An 18,307-nucleotide genomic window follows, 5' to 3' on the forward strand; every position below is an offset into this window, starting at 1 on the left:
AGTCCGTTTGAAGACTTTTGAGCTTGCCGAACTCTCCGAGGTTCTGGGCGCCAAGAATGCTGGAGCCCTAGAGAAGGCCTTCGGGTACACCACCGTCGGAGAGTTTCTCTGGCATTTTCCCCGCCGCTATGTGGACGTAGGGGAGCTGACCCCCATTGCCGAGCTGCCCTTTGACGAACATGTCACCGTAGTAGCCCAGGTGGTCAACGTCAGCCAGCGGCAGATGCACTCACGGCGTGGTTTCATCTTTGAAGTGACGGTGAGCGATGAACTTGCCAGCAATGGGCAAGAACTGCGAATGACCTTCTTCAACGGTTACCAAGCGCGCAATGATCTGCAAATCGGAACCATCGCGATGTTCAGCGGCAAGGTGGGCTGGTACCAAGATCATTTGCAGCTGAGCCAGCCGGATTACGCAATTCTGGACACGGCCGAGCAGGCCGATCCGCGGCCAATACCGATCTATCCGGCCTCGGCCAAAATGCCGAATAAGAAAATTCGTGACCTGATGGGCCTGCTCACCGATTTGTTCACCGAAGAGCAGCTTCCGGAGTTCCTGCCAGAGAAGATCCTCGAGCAGCATCATTACCCTCGTCGGGCGAAGGCCTACCTGGATAGGCATAGCCCGCGCGAAATCAAACAGGCGTATATTGCCCGGCAGCGCTTTGCCTTCGAAGAGGCCTTTCTGCTGCAACTTTCGCTCGCCGAACGAAATCGAAAGCTGGGAAGTCAGCCAGCAATCGCCCGAACGCAAGTCAAAGACGGGCTCGCCGATAAATTCGAATCAAGATTGCCCTTCGAACTCACTGACGATCAGCTAGAGGTCGGGGCTGCGATCACCGCCGACCTAGCTAGAGCGCATCCCATGCACCGATTGCTGCAAGGCGAAGTTGGTTCGGGTAAAACCGTCGTTGCCCTCCGTGCAATCTTGCAAGTCATTGACGCCGGGGGACAAGCGGCGCTGTTGGCACCGACGGAGGTCCTCGCCGCGCAGCATTTTTCCTCGATTAAGAAGATGCTGGGGGACCTAGCCGAACCAGGCCTCTTCGGTGAGGGCGAGGGAACTGGGGTAGCGCTGCTGACCGGTTCCGCCAAAACGGCTCAACGCCGGGAAGCCTTGTTAGGCATTGCCAGCGGGGAGACCGGACTGATCATCGGCACGCACGCACTGCTCGGCGAACACGTGCGATTTGCCGAGCTCGGCCTAGTCGTCATCGATGAACAGCATCGATTCGGTGTCGAACAGCGTGATGCGTTGCGGGCCAAGGGTGAAGACGCAGTACCTCACACCCTTGTCATGACCGCTACGCCCATTCCACGGACGGTGGCGATGACTGTCTTCGGCGACTTGGACACCTCCACCATCAGGAAGCTTCCTGCCGGTCGCGCCCCCATCTCCACGCATATCGTTCCCATGCAGCTCACCGGATACCGGGACCGGCTGTTCTCACGGATACGAGAAGAAGTCACCAAAGGGCATCAGGTGTATGTGGTCTGTCCGAGAATTTCAGAAACGGCAGCGGAGCAAGGAATCTTGGTAGCCACCGCCGAAGACGGGGCCAACCAAACCATGAGCGTTGAAGCAATGTTTGAGCTTCTATCCTCTATGCCTTCGTTCACGGACGTTCGTCTGGAAGCTTTGCATTCGCAGCTTGACTCCTATGAAAAGCAAGAGATCATGGATGAATTTGCAGCCGGGCAGATAGATGTCCTGGTATCCACCACGGTGATTGAAGTCGGTGTGGACGTGCACAACGCAACCTTGATGGTGATCATGGATGCCGAAAGATTCGGGATCTCACAACTCCACCAGCTGCGCGGTCGTGTCGGCCGTGGAGGATTGCCGGGTACCTGCCTGCTGACTACCTGGTTGGATGCCGATCACCAGTCGGTGAATAGGCTGCGCACCATTGAATCGACTTTGGATGGATTCGAATTAGCCGAAGCGGACCTTGCCGAACGCAAGGAAGGAAATATCCTTGGCGTTCAACAGTCCGGTAGCCGGTCAACACTGCGTGAATTGAGTATCATCAAAGATCGTGGCTTGATCGAATCGGCCCGTGACGACGTTCAACTGCTCATGCGATCCGGGAATTGGGCTACCGAGCACTCACAGCTCGCCTCGGTTGTAGGATCGTGGATCGATCAGTCCACCAGCGAATTCTTGAATAAAAACTAATATCTATCTTTCGAAAGTGGCAGCATCACATGAGCCGTATTATCTCCGGCATAGCCGGTGGCACTACCTTGAAGTCGGTTCCTGGAGATGCCACGAGGCCCACCACCGACAGGGTCAAGGAGGCTTTGTTCTCCCGGCTGGAAAGCTGGAACGTCATTTCTTCGGCGCGAGTGCTGGACCTTTTTGCCGGTTCCGGCGCTCTCGGGCTAGAAACCGCCAGCCGTGGCGCGCGTCAGGTGCTGCTGGTGGAACTGGCACCAAAAGCTGTAAGCGTGTGCCAGCAGAATGCCGCAAAAATCAATGAGGCCTTGAAGAACAAGATTGCTTCGGTCCAACGAGGCAAGGTGGATTCTATACTCGCAGGTTTCTTCGACGAAGAAACTTCCCTGCCCCGCAAGACATTTGACCTGGTCTTCATGGATCCGCCGTACCCGTTGACAGAGCAGGAGCTCTCGGCGACCTTGAAGAAAGTCTCCAAGGTTCTTTCCGAGGACGCGACCCTTATTGTTGAACGTTCCAGCCGTTCTCCTGAACCGCAATGGCCGTCGAGCCTTGAGAAGATCGCGGATAAGAAATACGGAGAGACGCACCTATGGTTTGCCGAACCGGTCCAAGGCTAGAGAATGTTTGATCTCTGACGGATAGGGACCTGCAGCTTGGCAAGCCTCTATAGCCGGCTCGTCGATCCTGGCTTTCGACGCGGTAAGGATGAGGTTTCCGGGGAATCGCCGGGTAAACATTTCTGGAGTTGAGCTGAGCAGTACGTGTTCGAAAACAGTTTGCGCGGCCGCCACCTGGCGATCGGTGAAGGCCAAGGGCGGGTCATCTCCGATATTCACGAAGAGCAGTCCATCCGCAACCAGCGAGTTCGCAAGTTCTGCATAGTACGCTGCCGTGGTCAGATGCGCCGGTGCCTCTGGTCCGCTAAAAATATCGACGACAATGACGTCATAGAGCTCACCTGCCAGTTCTTCGTAAAGCACCGCACGGGCATCGGCCACAATGGCCCGTAAATCGCATTCTTTTGGCAAGGGAAGGTGCGACTGTACGAAGTCGAGCAGTTCGCGTTCGATATCAACAGCAACGTGCGTGCTATTTGGATAGCGTTGGGCGCCCCAACGGGCTAAGGTCAGCGCTCCGGCACCCAGATGGAGGAACTTTAACGGTTCTGGCTCGGGGCGCAACACGCTCAAATGATTGGCAATCCGAGCCAAGTATTCATAGAAAATCTGTTCCGGATCAGCCAAATTTACATGTGACTGCTCGGCGCCACCAATGGCGAGAATCTTGGCACCGGGAACTAGATCATCGTCATAAATGGTCGCATGAGCCTGAACACCACCGAGCCAGCGTTTGATGGGTCTATTGCTCATTTAGCGAGCTCTCCGGGTAGGTTCTGCAGCAGTTCTACTGCGCGTGTAATGACTTCGGGTTTTTTGCAGAAGGCAAAACGCAGTAAAGAAGCATAATCCGACTGATTTTCTTGGTGCGCAAAAACCGATAGCGGTATTGCGGCCACACCGATTCGTTCGGGCATTAGCTTCGCCACGTCCACGGCGCTTTCTGCACCCTGTCCCTTGAGATCGGCGACCAAGAAATAGGTGCCTTTAGGGCGCATCACCGGGATCCCCACCTTTTCTAGCCCGTCCGCAAGTTGTGCACCTCGCGCACCGAGATCGGCAGAAAAGTTGTTGAAGAATGAATCCGGAAGCGCCAGAGCCTCAGCGACGGCTGGCTGGAAAGCTGGTCCAGAGGAATACGAAAGGAACTGTTTCACTGTTCGTACTGCGGTAATGAGTTCCCGAGGCCCAGACGCCCACCCAACTTTCCATCCGGTGAAGGAAAACGATTTGCCGGCAGAGGAAATCGTGACCGTGCGTTCAAAACCGCCAGCAAGAGAGGCGACGGGGATATGCGGCGAATTGAAGGTGAGGTGTTCATAGACTTCATCCGCCATAATGATGCAATCATGCTTATGCGCGAGGGCAATGATTTCATTCAAGACGTTTTCGTCGAAAACCGTGCCCGTGGGATTATGCGGATTATTGACAATGATTAATCGTGTCTTGTCGGTGACGGCAGCCCGAAGTTCAACCAGATCTGGCGCGAATGATGGTGCTCGCAGTTTCACCACCTTGTGCGCAGCATTTGCCAACCCAATCATGGCTGCATAGGAGTCGTAGTAAGGCTCAAAAGTGACTACCTCGTCACCAGCCTCGACAAATGCCAAAATTGTCGCCGCGATAGCTTCCGTGGCGCCGGTGGAGACTACCACCTGTGTATCCGGATCAATTTTCAAACCATAAAAACGATTCTGGTGCGCCGCGATAGACTGCCGCAACGCAGGAATACCGCTGCCTGGAGCGTACTGATTGGCTCCGTCATGTATGGCTTTGACTGCCAATTCGCGAATTTCTTGAGGGCCTTCGGTGTCGGGGAATCCTTGACCTAAATTTATTGCCTGGTGTTTATTTGCCAGACCGGTAATCTCCTCGAAGATTGTGACCCCGGGTTCTCCCGTTGGTCCCATCAGGTTTGCACTGTGTGCGGTACGCCGCCATGGCGTGGATTCGTAGGTCATAGGTCAATTATGCTTCGTATCAGGATTTTGGCGTTAGGTAACACGCATGAATCGTTACGTGACAGCCCCTTCAAAATCACGCGCTATCAGCGGTTTGTTGATAGATTCAATATATGCGCAGAGCTGTATGCCCAGGATCTTTTGATCCCATTCACAATGGCCATGTTGAGATCATTGCCCGTGCGGCGAGCCTCTTTGACGAGGTAATCGTTGCTGTGTCGACGAACTACTCCAAGAAGTATCGTTTTAGCGAAGAAGAACGAGTAGCCATTGTCGAAGAGACAGTAGGAGGTCTTCGCGGAGTTTCCGCAATGCCCATGGGCCAAGGGCTCCTCGCGGATTTCTGCAAGGAGCAGGGCGCCGAAGCCATTGTCAAGGGGCTGCGCAGCACCGTGGATTATGCCTATGAGATCCCCATGGCCACCATGAACCGCCACCTCACCGGCGTGGAAACCGTCTTCTTGCAGGCGGACACGAGATTTACTCATTTGTCTTCGTCACTGCTCAAAGAAGTGCAGGCACTCGGTGGCGATGTCAATGAATACTTTCCACGCGCGGTTATCAAGCGATTGTCGAAGAAGAGCTAGAAACATTGCTCGAGAGATGAAGATTGCTTACTTCATCAGATTTAAATTACCTTTTGAGAACAGTAGGGATTATCAAAATGGCGTTGACTCCAAAAATTACCAAGGCAGTCATTCCAGCTGCCGGGCTGGGAACTCGGTTTTTGCCAGCAACGAAGGCAATGCCTAAAGAGATGCTTCCCGTAGTTGATAAGCCTGCAATCCAGTATGTCGTTGCCGAAGCCGTGAACGCGGGACTGAATGATGTGCTGATGATTACCGGACGTAGCAAGCGTGCTCTCGAAGATCACTTCGATCGGGTTCCTTCCTTGGAGGCATCCTTGGAAGCCAAAGGCGACGTAAAGAAGTTGCGTTCGGTTCAGGAAGCAACGGAACTTGGCGATATTCACTACGTTCGCCAACGCGACCCGCGAGGCCTTGGGCATGCGGTCCTATGCGCAAAGCAGCACGTAGGGCAGGAACCCTTCGCGGTTTTGCTGGGGGACGACTTAATTGATTCACGCGATGAACTTCTTTCACTCATGGTAGAAACCCAGCAGAAGACCGGTGGATCGGTGATCGCGCTCATGGAGGTCGAGCCTGAACAGATTAGCGCCTACGGCTGTGCGGACGTTTCTGTCGTCGAGGGCGAAGACTATGTGAAAGTGAACGCCCTGGTTGAGAAGCCGAGCTTGGAGGAAGCCCCAAGCAATCTGGCAATCATTGGCCGGTACCTGCTGCACCCCAGAGTTTTCGAAGTGCTTGAGCACACGGCTCCGGGGCGCGGCGGTGAAATTCAGTTGACGGATGCTCTTCAGGAGCTTGCTGTGGGCAGCGATGAAGGAGCCGGAGTGCATGCCGTAGTTTTCCGCGGCCGACGTTATGACACTGGTGACAAGCTGAGCTATCTCCAGGCAAACGTGACTTTGGCCGTTGAAAACGAGGAACTAGGCGCGGGCATGAAGACGTGGCTAAGGACGTTTGTCGCAAACCTCGAAGACTAATCATAAGGGACTACTCAGGATAATCACATTTATCTTGAGTAGTCTTTTTCTTTGCCCCTGTAGCGAGCATTGAACTTGCCACATGGGCATACCCTAGATTTTCTTTGAGAAGCTGCAGGAATGAATACCCAAAACACAAGTGAAAGCTTTACGTCTCGTAGCGCGCGCTACGGTGTGGAGCGACGGCGGAAGCGCCGCCTGCGCGGCGTTTTATTATCCGTCGTTGCGGTCGTAGTCGTTGCAGCCTTGAGTGCAGGGTTCTACCTATTTAGTCTTCAACATCAGTTCAATTCGAAAACCAATACCTTGTCCATCGACTACAGCGATGAGCAGCAGAGTTCGAGACCTGTCAAAGATCCCGACGATGGCTCCATGAATATCTTGATGCTAGGAGTAGATCATGCTGATGATGAGCAATCGGACGCAGCGGCGCTAGACGGCGCGGTGAATCAACGCAGTGACTCCATGATGCTGGTGCATATTCCAGAAAACCGAGAGCAAATTTACATCATGTCTTTGGTCAGAGATATGTGGGTAGATATCCCAGGATATGGCCAGAACAAGCTCAACGCTGCGGTGTCGCTTGGAGGGGTACCGTTACTGATGCAAACCGTGGAAGGTCTATTCGACACGAAAGTTGATCACGTGGCGATGATAGATTTTGAGGGCTTCCGAGAGCTTTCCACGGCCCTGGGCGGCGTTACGGTCTCCAATGAAATACCCTTCACCGCGAATGACACGGACTACTTCTATCCTGCAGGCGAGGTCACTCTTGAAGGGGATCGTGCCTTGCGTTTCGTACGTGAACGAAAGTCATTCAGCGACGGTGATTACCAGCGCGTCAAGAATCAACGGACATTCCTCGTTGCGGCTGTGAACCAGATGCTGTCCAACGATACGCTCACCAATCCGGTGAAGCTCTACGATATTGTAGATAAAGTTTCGCCTTACCTCACCTTCGACTCACAATTCGATGCGGCGACACTAGTTGGTTTGGGCATGCAGCTCAAAAACGTGGACACCGAAAACCTGGAGATGTTCACGATGCCGACTGCAGGTAGTTCCACTAGTGCCGATGGGCAGTCAATCGAACTTGTCAGCGAACTTGCAGTCGCTCAAATTTCTGAGGCACTGCAAACCGATACGATGGCAAATTATTTGGCTGAATACCCGCCAGAGTAGACCTGCCCAAGCACGAGTGGGAGCAATTGCACTCGCGTACGCAGCGCGAAATCACGTGTAACCACCACTCGTAAACTAGACTTTGATCATCTGTGCTTACGAATTCAAGTAGTAGTTAGCATTCGACAAGAGGACATTTTGCACATGACAGTTGCGGAGGAGGCCGAGAAGTACGGCTTGCACCGAGTAGGGGCAAGGCCGTCATTGGCTAATTACCTGAAGCAGACTTGGAGTCGTCGCGAATTCATTTATGAACTTGCCAAGGCCCGCGTACAATCGCAGAACGAACGCAACCGTCTTGGGATGATTTGGGTGGTACTTAAGCCAACCTTCAATGCCTTGATGTATGGGTTCATTTTCGGCGTCCTGCAGGGTGAGAGTAAGCCGGCGGATTTCCCGATCTTCGTAGTCATCGGTGTGTTCCTTTTCGAATTCTTTACGACTTCGATGAATGGCGGTGCAAAGTCGATTACAGGAAATACGGCACTTGTGCAGTCGTTAGCATTCCCACGGCTTTCGCTCCCGGTAGCGCAAGTTACTCAAAATCTTCTAACTTTGGCGCCAATGCTAGGCGTAATGTTCGTTTACGCGCTCATATTGGGCACAGCTCCGAAATGGACCTGGTTCGTGATCATTCCTCTCGTGCTTATATTCAGCGTGTTTAACATGGGTGTGGCCCTTATCTGTGCGCGTATTACCGTTCATATCCGAGACTTTACGAACATTCTGCCGCTGATCGGACGAGTCCTGTTCTATACATCAGGCGTGTTGTTCAGTGTTGATCGAATCCTGAACCAATGGCCATGGATGGTCGCGATCTTTGACTATCACCCGCTGTACCAGACCCTGAGCATTGCACGAGCAATGATTATGGATAATAGTCCTTATGATCCGCGTGCTTGGTTTGTTGTTGGTCTTTGGGCATTAGCAACTTTGGTGGTCGGGCTTGTTTACTTCTGGAAAGCTGAGGAGCGTTACGGCCGTGCGGATTAATTTTGATGACCTCATCAATCCTGAATTACACCCGGAATATGAGCCAGAACGGATTTTTTCAGACGACACGTCATTTATTGATGTGGTGGGCGCGGAAGACGTCACGAGCTCGAATCTCAGTATTGATTCCAGCCGCCAACCTGTAGTCATGGTGGATAACCTCCACGTGAAGTACCAGGTGTACTCAAGTGGCAAAGCGGTGGGAGCTTCTGGCGCTCGTCGGTTGCTCCAGTCAAATATGCGCGGTGTCCGTACGGTTCATGCCCTGAAAGGGATCTCCTTCGTAGCTTATGAGAATGAGTCAATCGGAGTTATCGGATCAAATGGTTCAGGTAAGTCGACGTTGCTCAAGGCCATAACGGGCTTGACTCCTCCTGCTTCCGGAAGCGTGTTTGCAAGATCGCGCCCGAGCCTTTTGGGCGTCGGCGCTGCCCTTATCCCTGGACTCTCGGGAGATAAGAATATTACTCTTGGTGGACTCGCCCTTGGCTACAACCGTCAAGAAGTCGAGAAGATGCGCGAAGATATCATCAAGTTTGCCGAACTTGAAGAATTTATCGATTTGCCCATGCGAACTTACTCTTCCGGCATGAGCGCGCGCCTTAAATTTGCAATAGCGGCGTCGAAGCAGCACGACATCTTGATTATCGACGAGGCCTTGGCGGTCGGTGACGCGAAGTTCAAAAAACGCAGTGAAGCGAAGATCCGCGAAATCCGTGAGAACGCGGGAACGATCTTCAACGTGTCCCACTCCATGAATTCCATCAAGGAAACCTGCAACCGTTGCATCTGGATTGAAAAGGGCGTCCAGAAAATGGATGGCGACCCTGACTCCGTGATCAAGGCCTATCAAGCACACCTGAAGAAGAAATAAAGGGACGGATGACTGAATATCCTGGCGTTGCCTACGTAATGCCTGTGCTGAACGAAGCCAACTACCTTCAAGAAGCAGTTGAATCGATCTTGGCTCAGGACTACGACGGTGACAAGGAGCTGGTGCTTGCATTGGGTCCAAGCACGGATGAGACGAATCTTGTCGCACAGCGCCTCGCGGCTCAAGACTCTCGCATCACCTTGGTAGACAACCCGCAAGGGCGAACCCCGATTGCGCTGAATCTCGCCATCCGCAACTCGACGAATCCGATTGTTATTCGCGTCGATGCGCATAGCGAACTGCCCGCTTCGTACACGAAGCAGGGCATTGAGACTTTGAATCGAGTAGGCGCACACGACGTGGGTGGCCTTATGGACGCCCGTGGCCGCACTGTACTCCAACGGGCCGTTGCCGCGGCTTATCACTCGAAGTTCGGTTTTGGCGGACCTGCTTACCATTCGGGCGCACCCGAGGGCGAAGCGGAGTCAGCATACCTAGGTATCTTCCGTCGCGAAGTTTTTGAAGAAGTGGGCTATTTCGACGAAAACATGTGGCGTGCTCAAGACTGGGAGCTATGCCTGCGAATTCGGCAGGCTGGGCATAAGGTCTGGTTTGATCCGGAACTTAAAGTTGGCTACTACCCGCGGGACAACTTCCCTTCCCTGATTAAGCAGTCATTTGCCTCCGGAACTTGGCGCGGGGAAATTGCTCGTCGTTTCCCAGAGGGCAAGTCGTTGCGCCATGACCTTCCTCCATTGCTCCTTGCCGGGATTGGCGCGGGAATAGCTTCAACAGTAATTCAGCCGATGGCTGGTGAAAGACTTCCGAAGCCAGTCAATATCCTGCTGACGCTCAGTAAAGCAATTCCGGTTCTCTACGGCGTGTGCACCTTGCTCGCCGGCTTTCGTGCCAAGGGAGAAGGCCTCAAGGAAAAGCTGCTTACCGCGGCCACCTTCCCGGCCATACACCTTCCATGGGCCGCCGGTTATATCAAGGGCCGTGCAGTGGGAGCAGGAAGTACTCTCGACAAAGGGCGAATCAAATGATTGCCGAGCGCCCGACTCGGCCCACGCTAGAAGAGCTGCGGGCCGTTTGCCAACCCCCTGAAGTCCGCGCGCGCAAGAACGCGGAACACTGGACAGCTGAGCTGTACCTGCGCCATATCTCGATTTATCTCACCGCAGTGTTGGTCCGCACCCGTATCTCGGCCAATGGTGTTACCGGGTTGATGATTCTTGCCGGTTGGTGCATGTCCCTGGCATTGCTGATCCCGGGGATCTGGGGCCCCATTCTCGCGGTGGTACTGTCGCAAGTCCAGCTTTACTTTGATTGTTCGGACGGGGAAGTCGCTCGGTGGCGTGGTACGCAGTCACCACGTGGCATTTTTATCGACATGGTCGGTCACCATACGACCGAAGCCCTAATACCTATTGCCTTGGGATATCGCGTTTTCCTGGAACTATCGGCAGGCGGAGCAAGCTCAGTCCAAGCCTGGCCAACACTGTTCATGGCTGGGTGTCTAGCTGTGTTGCTTGTATTAAACAGGTCCCAGTCCTTGATGGTGCATGCTGCACGGAGCATGGCTGGACTGGCGAAACTTCCAGATACCGCGGATGCGCGTTCAATTCCAGTGACATCCATCGTAGGTCGCTTGCGTTCGCTGGCCCGCTTCTTGCCCTTCCACCGGATGCTTCACGCGGTGGAACTCAGCTTGGTAATTTTGGCTTGTTCAATCATCTCCGCTCTGGCAGGAGTTCCTGGAATTGCCGAAAAGTGGATGATTTGGATTCTATTGCCAGCAACCGTCTTGGTTAATGTTGGTCATTTCATCGCGAACATGGCGTCCACACGGCTTAAAGCTAGTTAGTTCGAAGGGAGGAAGAAGATGTCTGAAAAAGAATTACCTCGCGTCGGTGTCGTAGTGCTGACAATGGGAAATCGCCCCGCAGAGTTGCGGCGTGCTTTGGACTCCCTACTTGCCCAGGAGTCAGTACAGATTGACGCCGTGGTCGTTGGCAATGGTTGGGACCCTGTTGATATCCCTTCATCCATAAAGACGCATTTCCTTCCGGAGAACCTTGGAATTCCTGCGGGCCGCAATGCCGGTGTGAGTCTAGTTGAAGGCGAATTTCTCTGCTTTCTCGATGATGACTCTTGGTTCCTTGACGATGACTTTTTGATTACCTCAGTTGAGCGCTTCAAGAGCTATCCGAAGATGGGATTGCTGCAGCCGCGTATTACCGATCCGAAATCTTTCGAGAATGATCCCACCCGTTGGATCCCTCGCTTGAATAAGCGCACGGCAGAAGAACCAAGCAAGGTTTTCCACGTGGGGGAGACCTGCTTGGTCAGCCCTCGCGCGCTATTTGACCAAACTGGGGGCTGGGCCGCCGGTTTCTGGTACGCACATGAGGGAATCGAACTAGCTTGGCGCATCTGGGACACCGGACACTATGTTTGGTATGCCGGAGACATGAGGATCGGCCATCCAGTGGTTGACCCGCGTCGCCACGACGAGTTTTACCGGCTCAACGCACGAAACAGGGTATGGCTGGCACGTCGAAATCTGCCGGCTCCCTTGTGCTGGATCTATCCAACTTCATGGCTCTTGGTTGAGTGCCTCAGGATGAGGAAAAATCGTTCTGCAGTCAGTCAATATGTGGCTGGTTGGCGCGCTGGCTGGCGTGGAAGCCCCTGGCATCGAGAAGCTCGGCCTAAGCTTAGATGGTCAACCGTGCTTAGAATGACTATGGCGGGAAGACCACCAGTACTTTAAAACTTATGGCGAGCGACATAGCTCGCCACTATAACTATGCACCAGCTAAATGGCGCGGAGGTAAACATGACTAAAACAGTTCTCACTTACGGAACCTTCGACTTGTTCCATATTGGACACCTGAATATTCTCAAGCGCCTGAAGGAAAAAGGTGACCGACTCGTCGTCGGCGTATCAACTGATGAATTCAATGCGATCAAGGGCAAGAAGCCCGTTGTTCCGTTTGCGCAGCGTCTAGAAATCGTCCAAGCCATCAAGTATGTTGATTTGGCGATCCCGGAAGAGAACTGGGAGCAGAAGCGTTTGGACATCAAAAAATATGATGCGAAGGTCTTTGGCATCGGCGAAGACTGGAAGGGCAAATTTGATGACCTGGGCGACGAAGTAGAAGTAGTCTACTTGCCGCGCACCGCCGGGATCTCGACTACCGAGATGAAACGCGTATTGAGCGAATTCGATGAGCGGCATGTTGAATCATTGAAAAATACCTTGGACTCGTTGAGCCAAATCGTTAAGGAACTGAGCTAGTCGGAGTGAGTGGTTTTCTCCCCGAGGAAGATGCCCCAAGAAGCGATTGATTGCCCGGAATGCTGTCGCTTGGCAACCGGCTACATCGATTAGTCACAGAGCATTCCTAATGACTCGGCTTGTATCCGCAGAAAGTCCGGAACTGCTTGGCTGCTCCGCATTCCGAATATTTCCTTGACTGCTTCGCTCACCGGCACGAGGCGGGCTGAAAGTCACGTCGTGATTTGAATAGAACCCGTACGACGAGTTTTTCGGGTCGGGTTTATGCCACAGACCCGGCCATAAGTTTTGCGAAACCCACGACAAATGTTCATGGAGCAGTTCGAACGCTTGGACTTCTACGGGGCAGACTTGGATAAAACTATCAGGGAATACTAGGCGATTACGCCCGGATGTTCTCGCCGCTGCGGACCCAGCAATCCATAGAATGGGTACGGACTATTAAGTTGACCAAGAATCGGGAGAGTCGTGGAATTCGCTGGATGGCGTGGCAGACTAGGCAGGATCCTGCCGTCGGCACTGCTGCGCAAGATCCTAGCTTCCCAGCAATCCGGGGATTTACCGCCATTGGCTTCTATATCCAACGTGCGTTCTGAGAATGAAGATGCAGTAAGGGCCGTCGCCGATCGGCTGGGCATAAACTACTCTTGGGATCAAAATTCCACTAGCTACGTCACGAACCAAGACTCTTGGCGCGTGTTGGAAGCAGAGCTCCAACTGGCTGGAATGTTCTGCTACCCCATCACGGAGCTTGGTTCATACGCAGCTTCCAGCTCTTGGGCAGTGGGTCTCTCGCGGCTCGATTCTCGTTCCCAAGGCACCGGAGCGAGATGGAATGTATTTCCGGGAGAAATAGAACCAACGCACGATGCCTTGGACTTTGTCGGCCCCATCGATGTGGTCTACACCTGGGTAGATGCCGACGACCCGACTTGGCGGACCGAGTATCGGCAGGCACTGTTGGAGGAACAGGGCGAACTCGAATCAAGTGCGGCGGACTTAGGGCGATTCGTTTCTCATGATGAGCTCCGGTATTCGCTGCGTTCGCTGGAAATGCATCTTCCCTGGGTCAACAACATATATCTGGTTACTGCTGCTCAAGTGCCCGAGTGGCTTGTAGCTGAGCACCCAAAACTCACAGTGGTTGACCACGCAGAGATCTTCGACCCACATTGCCTGCCAACGTTCAACTCTCATGCCATCGAATCGCGGTTATCGTTCATCTCGGGCCTCAGCGAACATTTTATTTACGTCAATGATGATGTCTTCTTCGGGCAACCGCTTTCGCCCCACACCTTCTTCGGACCGACTGGGCAAGCGAAGTTCTCCCTGGCTCAAGGGCACTTTGCGGATGCCGCAGAGGCAGAACTTCCAGTCAACGTGGCTGCGGCAAATAATCGCGAGCTCGTAGTTTCGTCCTACGGACGCACTACCTCGCGTAAATTTAAGCACATCGCGCACCCCCAGCGACTCAGCGTTCACCGGCTAGCCCATGAAATATTTGAAGAAGAGCTGGCCGCGACGGCAATGAACAAATTTCGAAACCCCGCCGATATTTCTCTGCCGTCGTCGCTTGCGCATCAGCTAGCTGCCCGGACCGGTCACGGATACCCTGCAGAATTCGACTACGCTTACTTAGATATAGGCAGCCCTAGTCTTTCAGTGCAGGCGCTTCGGCTAGCCCGGCGTAAACCGCCGCAAATGTTCTGCCTGAATGAAGTCCGGCAGCCAACAGACATCCGGCAGCGAGCGCGCGTGGTGAAGCAGTTGCTCGAAGTCCTGTATCCGTATCGTTCTTCATTCGAAAAATAGGTTCTGGCCGCAACGCCAGCATCTGAAAGTTAGTGACGCACAATTTTAAGGAATATCGTCAGTGGTTCTTAAGAAGCTTTCCGCACAAACGCTGGTCCAGTCGCTCGTCAGCGATGTCCGCGGCCAGCGACTGAAAAGGAAGTCATTCCGCTACTACGCTGGTCATCACGCGCTAGGCCTGGAATCACGCGACGGTGCCCTGCTCGTGGACGCGGGCCTGGACTACGCTCCCTCCGGCGTCTCGGTGCTGCATGGCCGGACCCTCGTGTTCAACACGCCCACGGATAACGAGGAGCACGCAGATACCGGACGGATCACTGCCAAAGCAAAGATCGAGCTAGCAGCACTGCTTGATGCATGGGAAGACTACCGCGCCCAGAAAGCTGCAGAGGCGGGGAACACCGTCCCGGATGATGACGACGTTGCGGTATCCGAAGAGTCCGCAGTGGACGACGAGGGTCTTCCCGCGGGCACCGTACGCTTGGCATTCAGCTTCAACTGCCTCTTTGAAGATTTGCCAACCGGGATCGCCTGGGTACAGCTAGAACCCAATGGCGAGTTGTTGCGCCGCAAGGAAGTCAAGGATCTTCTCGCCGAGGAAGCGTTGGTCCTCGACGGACCGGTGATCGCGCACCGCATTATGGGAAGGTTCGAAAAGACCGAACTGCGCAGTGCCGCTCACTTCCATGCGGGAGAACGCAGCGCCGGCGTCTACGTGAACAAACGCGCCGAGGTTTCCATCGGGTTGAACCGCGATGTTTCGCACTCCTACCGGATTCGAACCGACAAGACGCAAGTCCATGAGGGAGTTTTCAGCCTTGCCGGGATTCTTGACACGCAAACCGATCGGCTGACCGGGGCGCACTTGAGCATTGTCGGGCGCCGCTCCCAACTGGTTTTCGAGTCGCCCGTGGAATTGGCATTGGACGATGCTCTTGCGGACCGCCGGTTTGGCAAGGCTACGTACTCTTGGCAGACTTCTCTGGACTTCTCCAAAGAAGACTGGTCTTTGATCGACCGGGGTGACAACTACGATGTCTACTTGATGGTCACCTCCGTGGGAAGCGACGAACCACGTCGCATCCGTGTCACCAGAACCCCGTTCGTGGTCCGTTCAACCACCCGTGCCGGTGCAGTACAGGTGGGGAACCAGACGCTGGCAATCTCGCCGTACTTCACCTTCAAGGCCAAATCCACGTCCTTGACTCTAGAAGTCTTCGACAAGGAGGCCTTCGCGGTCCTGGCCGATTCAAAGGCGCGGCATTTCCCGATTCTTGAGGCCGGGCGCAAGCCCATCTGGATTGTCGGAGAGCTGTCCTACAAAGCTCAAGACAATGGGCTTCATCTGTTCCGCTATTTGCGTGCCGAGCGCAAGGACATCGATGCCTACTATGTCATTGACGAGAATGCCCCGGATCTGCGCAACTTCGACTCGATGGATCATGTAGTGTTCCATGGCAGCAAAGAGCACTTCGAGTTGGCCATTAGAGCATCCCGATTTGTCGGCACCCACCATGCGGACTATCTGTACCCCACCCGTCACCAAAGCTTCTCGTCCCGAACCCGCGCGACCCGAGTCTTCCTCCAGCACGGTGTCATGGGCACCAAATGGATGGTGCCCAACTACGGAAAGAACTCCCCGGGCTTCACCACGGACTTGTTCATGGTGTCCTCCGAGCGCGAAAAGCAGTACATCGTCTCGGACTTCCTGTATTCCGCGGAAGATGTCAAAGTCACGGGCCTGTCGAGGTTCGACTCCCTGCTTGCCGAAGATATTCCAACCAACCAGAACATGCTGCTGATCATTCCCACCTGGCGGGATTGGCTGCAGAACGAGGAAGCATTCCTCGAATCAGAGTACTTGCAGCAGTGGAAGGATCTGCTCTCGTCTCCGGAACTCGCGGCATTGGCTGCCGAGCATTCGCTGGAGGTTGTCTTCAGCCTGCACCCGAATATGCAGCACTTCCGCGAGCATTTCAAGGATACTCCCGCGCGACTGATCGTTCAGGGCGAAGTCGATGTCCAGGAACTGATCAAAACTGCTGCGGTGATGGTTACCGATTACTCCTCGGTGGCTTTCGACTTCAGCTTCCTGCACAAACCGGTGCACTACTTCCAATTCGACCGTGCGCGCTTCCTGGGCAGGCAAGGCTCGCATCTTGACCTGGATGCCGAGCTGCCGGGGCGTATCGCGTTTGACAGCGCTACCCTCCTGCAGGATCTTGCGCAGACGATGGACCGCGACAAGGCCATGGAGGCCGAATACGTCCTGCGAGCAGACGCCTTCATGACCCACCGGGACCAACGTAACAGCCAGCGCGTTACCGCTGAGATCGAGCAGGCCGCGTTGCGCCGCCGTGCACAGGACGGATGGAAGGCTGAACTGCCCGAGAAGCTCATGCGCCGATTCCGGAAGGACAAGCGCTACTTCTCGGTCATGCGCGCCCTGTTCAAGGCGGTGTCGCGCACGCCGGCCGACGATAACCTGATTGTTTTCGAGTCGGGTCTGGGCAAGCAATACGGCGACTCTCCGCGGTACATCTATGAGGAACTGGTTCGCAGCGGCGATACCCGTAAAAAGGTCTGGATCTATTCGGGTGCTCATCGCTTCACCGATTCCAACACGATCACCATCAAACGGCTCTCTCCCGAGTACTTCTGGTACTTGGCGAGGGCTAAATACTGGGTGAGCAACCAGAGCTTCCCGCACTACCTGCGCCGTCGCAAGGATGGCATCTTCTTGCAGACCTGGCACGGAACGCCGCTGAAGCATATGGCCCTGGATATCGAGGAGATCCATGGCCGCGATGAGGGATATGTCCAGCGTGTGCTCAATGCAACCAAGCAGTGGTCCCACCTCATCTCGCCGTCGCAGTACACCACCGAGATCATGAAATCGGCGTATTCATTCTCAGGGATCGCCGCCGAACTTGGCTATCCGCGCAACGACATTCTCATGTCCATCGACGCACCAGCCAGGGAGGCAAAGATTCGTGAAGGGCTCGGTCTTGCACCGGGAGCGCAAACCATCCTCTATGCGCCCACCTTCCGAGATGACGCAGGAACGGGCCGCGGTCGATTCCGCTTCGAACTTCCCATGGATCTGGAGGAATTTGACCGGCGCTTCGGTGCGGACACCGTGCTGCTGCTGCGCATGCACGTGCTCGTCTCCAACGCGATCAGCATTCCGGAAGAGCTCCAAACGCGGATCATGGATGTCTCGAGCTACGCGGACATCCAGGAGCTGTACCTGGCGGCAGACGTTCTGATCACGGACTATTCATCTGTGTTCTTCGACTATTCCCTGCTGCGTCGACCGATCGTTTTCTACGCCTATGACTTGGAAAATTATCGGGATAACCTTCGCGGGTTCTATCTGGATTACCAGAAAGAAATGCCTGGCCCGATTGTCGAGACCGAAACGGAGCTGTGGGATACGGTGCAGCGAGCTCTGGATGGCAAGGACATTGGGGGAGTGGACCGTGAGAGCTTCATTGCCCGTTTCGCGCCACACGACGACGGATCAGCCTCACAGCGCGTCGTTGAACGCTTCTTCCCACGCAGTTCATAGCTAGTCAGTAAAGCCCGGCATTGATCTATCGATGCCGGGCTTTACTGCGAAGGGCGGCCAACACGGCTGAAATATAGCTGATTGTCCGGGTAAATAGGGAAGAATCATCAGGTAGCTCGCGAGCCACCGATGGACAGCCTGCGTGATCCAGCGCGGACCGATGGTTTTAAGGAACATTGTGAATAGATTTAGTACCCGCGTCATCCTAGGAATTGGACGACGTATCGAACATCGCGGCAAATTC

General features: G+C 54.3%; 15 protein-coding genes. 13 read left to right on the forward strand and 2 right to left on the reverse strand.

Annotated features, from left to right (window positions below; all coding sequences use genetic code 11):
* Positions 1–7 precede the first annotated feature (7 nt).
* Together recG and rsmD are read left to right on the forward strand one after the other, a co-directional pair.
* Positions 8–2,179 (forward strand): ATP-dependent DNA helicase RecG, encoded by a 2,172-nt coding sequence (gene recG / locus ACT3UQ_RS04695; RefSeq protein WP_258138430.1) that lies wholly within the window; start codon positions 8–10, stop codon positions 2,177–2,179.
* A gap of 29 nt (positions 2,180–2,208) precedes the next feature.
* Positions 2,209–2,799: a 16S rRNA (guanine(966)-N(2))-methyltransferase RsmD gene (gene rsmD, locus ACT3UQ_RS04700; RefSeq protein ID WP_105649227.1), complete on the forward strand. Its 591-nt coding sequence runs from the start codon at positions 2,209–2,211 to the stop codon at positions 2,797–2,799.
* On the opposite strand, the gene ACT3UQ_RS04705 is transcribed toward rsmD, so the two are convergent.
* Together ACT3UQ_RS04705 and ACT3UQ_RS04710 are read right to left on the reverse strand one after the other, a co-directional pair.
* A complete protein-coding gene (locus ACT3UQ_RS04705; protein WP_105649226.1) occupies positions 2,770–3,552 on the reverse strand; it encodes a spermidine synthase in 783 nt (260 codons plus the stop codon). The two genes, rsmD and ACT3UQ_RS04705, sit on opposite strands and share 30 nt — an antisense overlap.
* A complete protein-coding gene (locus ACT3UQ_RS04710) occupies positions 3,549–4,760 on the reverse strand; it encodes an aminotransferase class I/II-fold pyridoxal phosphate-dependent enzyme (protein WP_105649225.1) in 1,212 nt (403 codons plus the stop codon). The genes ACT3UQ_RS04705 and ACT3UQ_RS04710 overlap by 4 nt, the downstream gene beginning before the upstream one ends.
* A gap of 113 nt (positions 4,761–4,873) precedes the next feature.
* Between ACT3UQ_RS04710 and coaD the strand changes: the two genes are divergently transcribed.
* The 11 genes from coaD (at position 4,874) to ACT3UQ_RS04765 (ending at position 18,063) form a co-directional block, all read left to right on the forward strand.
* Positions 4,874–5,347, forward strand: coding sequence for a pantetheine-phosphate adenylyltransferase (coaD, locus tag ACT3UQ_RS04715; RefSeq protein ID WP_105649224.1), 474 nt, complete (start codon positions 4,874–4,876; stop codon positions 5,345–5,347).
* 77 nt (positions 5,348–5,424) lie between these two features.
* The gene (gene galU / locus ACT3UQ_RS04720; RefSeq protein ID WP_105649223.1) at positions 5,425–6,327 is read left to right on the forward strand and encodes a UTP--glucose-1-phosphate uridylyltransferase GalU; all 903 of its coding nucleotides are present in this window, start codon (positions 5,425–5,427) and stop codon (positions 6,325–6,327) included.
* Between the two features lie 120 nt (positions 6,328–6,447).
* Positions 6,448–7,509, forward strand: a complete 1,062-nt coding sequence (locus ACT3UQ_RS04725) for an LCP family protein (RefSeq protein ID WP_105649222.1) — start codon at positions 6,448–6,450, stop codon at positions 7,507–7,509.
* 144 nt (positions 7,510–7,653) lie between these two features.
* A complete protein-coding gene (locus tag ACT3UQ_RS04730; protein ID WP_105649221.1) occupies positions 7,654–8,502 on the forward strand; it encodes an ABC transporter permease in 849 nt (282 codons plus the stop codon).
* Positions 8,492–9,376: an ABC transporter ATP-binding protein gene (locus tag ACT3UQ_RS04735; RefSeq protein WP_258138435.1), complete on the forward strand. Its 885-nt coding sequence runs from the start codon at positions 8,492–8,494 to the stop codon at positions 9,374–9,376. The genes ACT3UQ_RS04730 and ACT3UQ_RS04735 overlap by 11 nt, the downstream gene beginning before the upstream one ends.
* 8 nt (positions 9,377–9,384) lie before the next feature.
* Positions 9,385–10,422, forward strand: a complete 1,038-nt coding sequence (locus ACT3UQ_RS04740; protein ID WP_444636554.1) for a glycosyltransferase family 2 protein — start codon at positions 9,385–9,387, stop codon at positions 10,420–10,422.
* Complete coding sequence (locus ACT3UQ_RS04745; RefSeq protein ID WP_105649219.1) at positions 10,419–11,243, forward strand: CDP-alcohol phosphatidyltransferase family protein; 825 nt, start codon at positions 10,419–10,421, stop codon at positions 11,241–11,243. Before ACT3UQ_RS04740 ends, ACT3UQ_RS04745 begins: the two co-directional genes overlap by 4 nt.
* Before the next feature lie 18 nt (positions 11,244–11,261).
* A complete protein-coding gene (locus ACT3UQ_RS04750) occupies positions 11,262–12,152 on the forward strand; it encodes a glycosyltransferase family 2 protein (RefSeq protein ID WP_105649218.1) in 891 nt (296 codons plus the stop codon).
* Positions 12,153–12,218: 66 nt separating this feature from the next.
* Positions 12,219–12,680: an adenylyltransferase/cytidyltransferase family protein gene (locus ACT3UQ_RS04755; RefSeq protein WP_105649217.1), complete on the forward strand. Its 462-nt coding sequence runs from the start codon at positions 12,219–12,221 to the stop codon at positions 12,678–12,680.
* A 696-nt stretch (positions 12,681–13,376) separates the two neighbouring features.
* Positions 13,377–14,492, forward strand: a complete 1,116-nt coding sequence (locus tag ACT3UQ_RS04760; protein WP_146113997.1) for a stealth family protein — start codon at positions 13,377–13,379, stop codon at positions 14,490–14,492.
* A 61-nt stretch (positions 14,493–14,553) separates the two neighbouring features.
* Positions 14,554–18,063: a CDP-glycerol glycerophosphotransferase family protein gene (locus tag ACT3UQ_RS04765; RefSeq protein ID WP_444636555.1), complete on the forward strand. Its 3,510-nt coding sequence runs from the start codon at positions 14,554–14,556 to the stop codon at positions 18,061–18,063.
* Positions 18,064–18,307 lie beyond the last annotated feature (244 nt).

The sequence above is a fragment of the Glutamicibacter sp. AOP12-B1-11 genome, from assembly GCF_052379245.1.
Lineage (GTDB): Bacteria > Actinomycetota > Actinomycetes > Actinomycetales > Micrococcaceae > Glutamicibacter.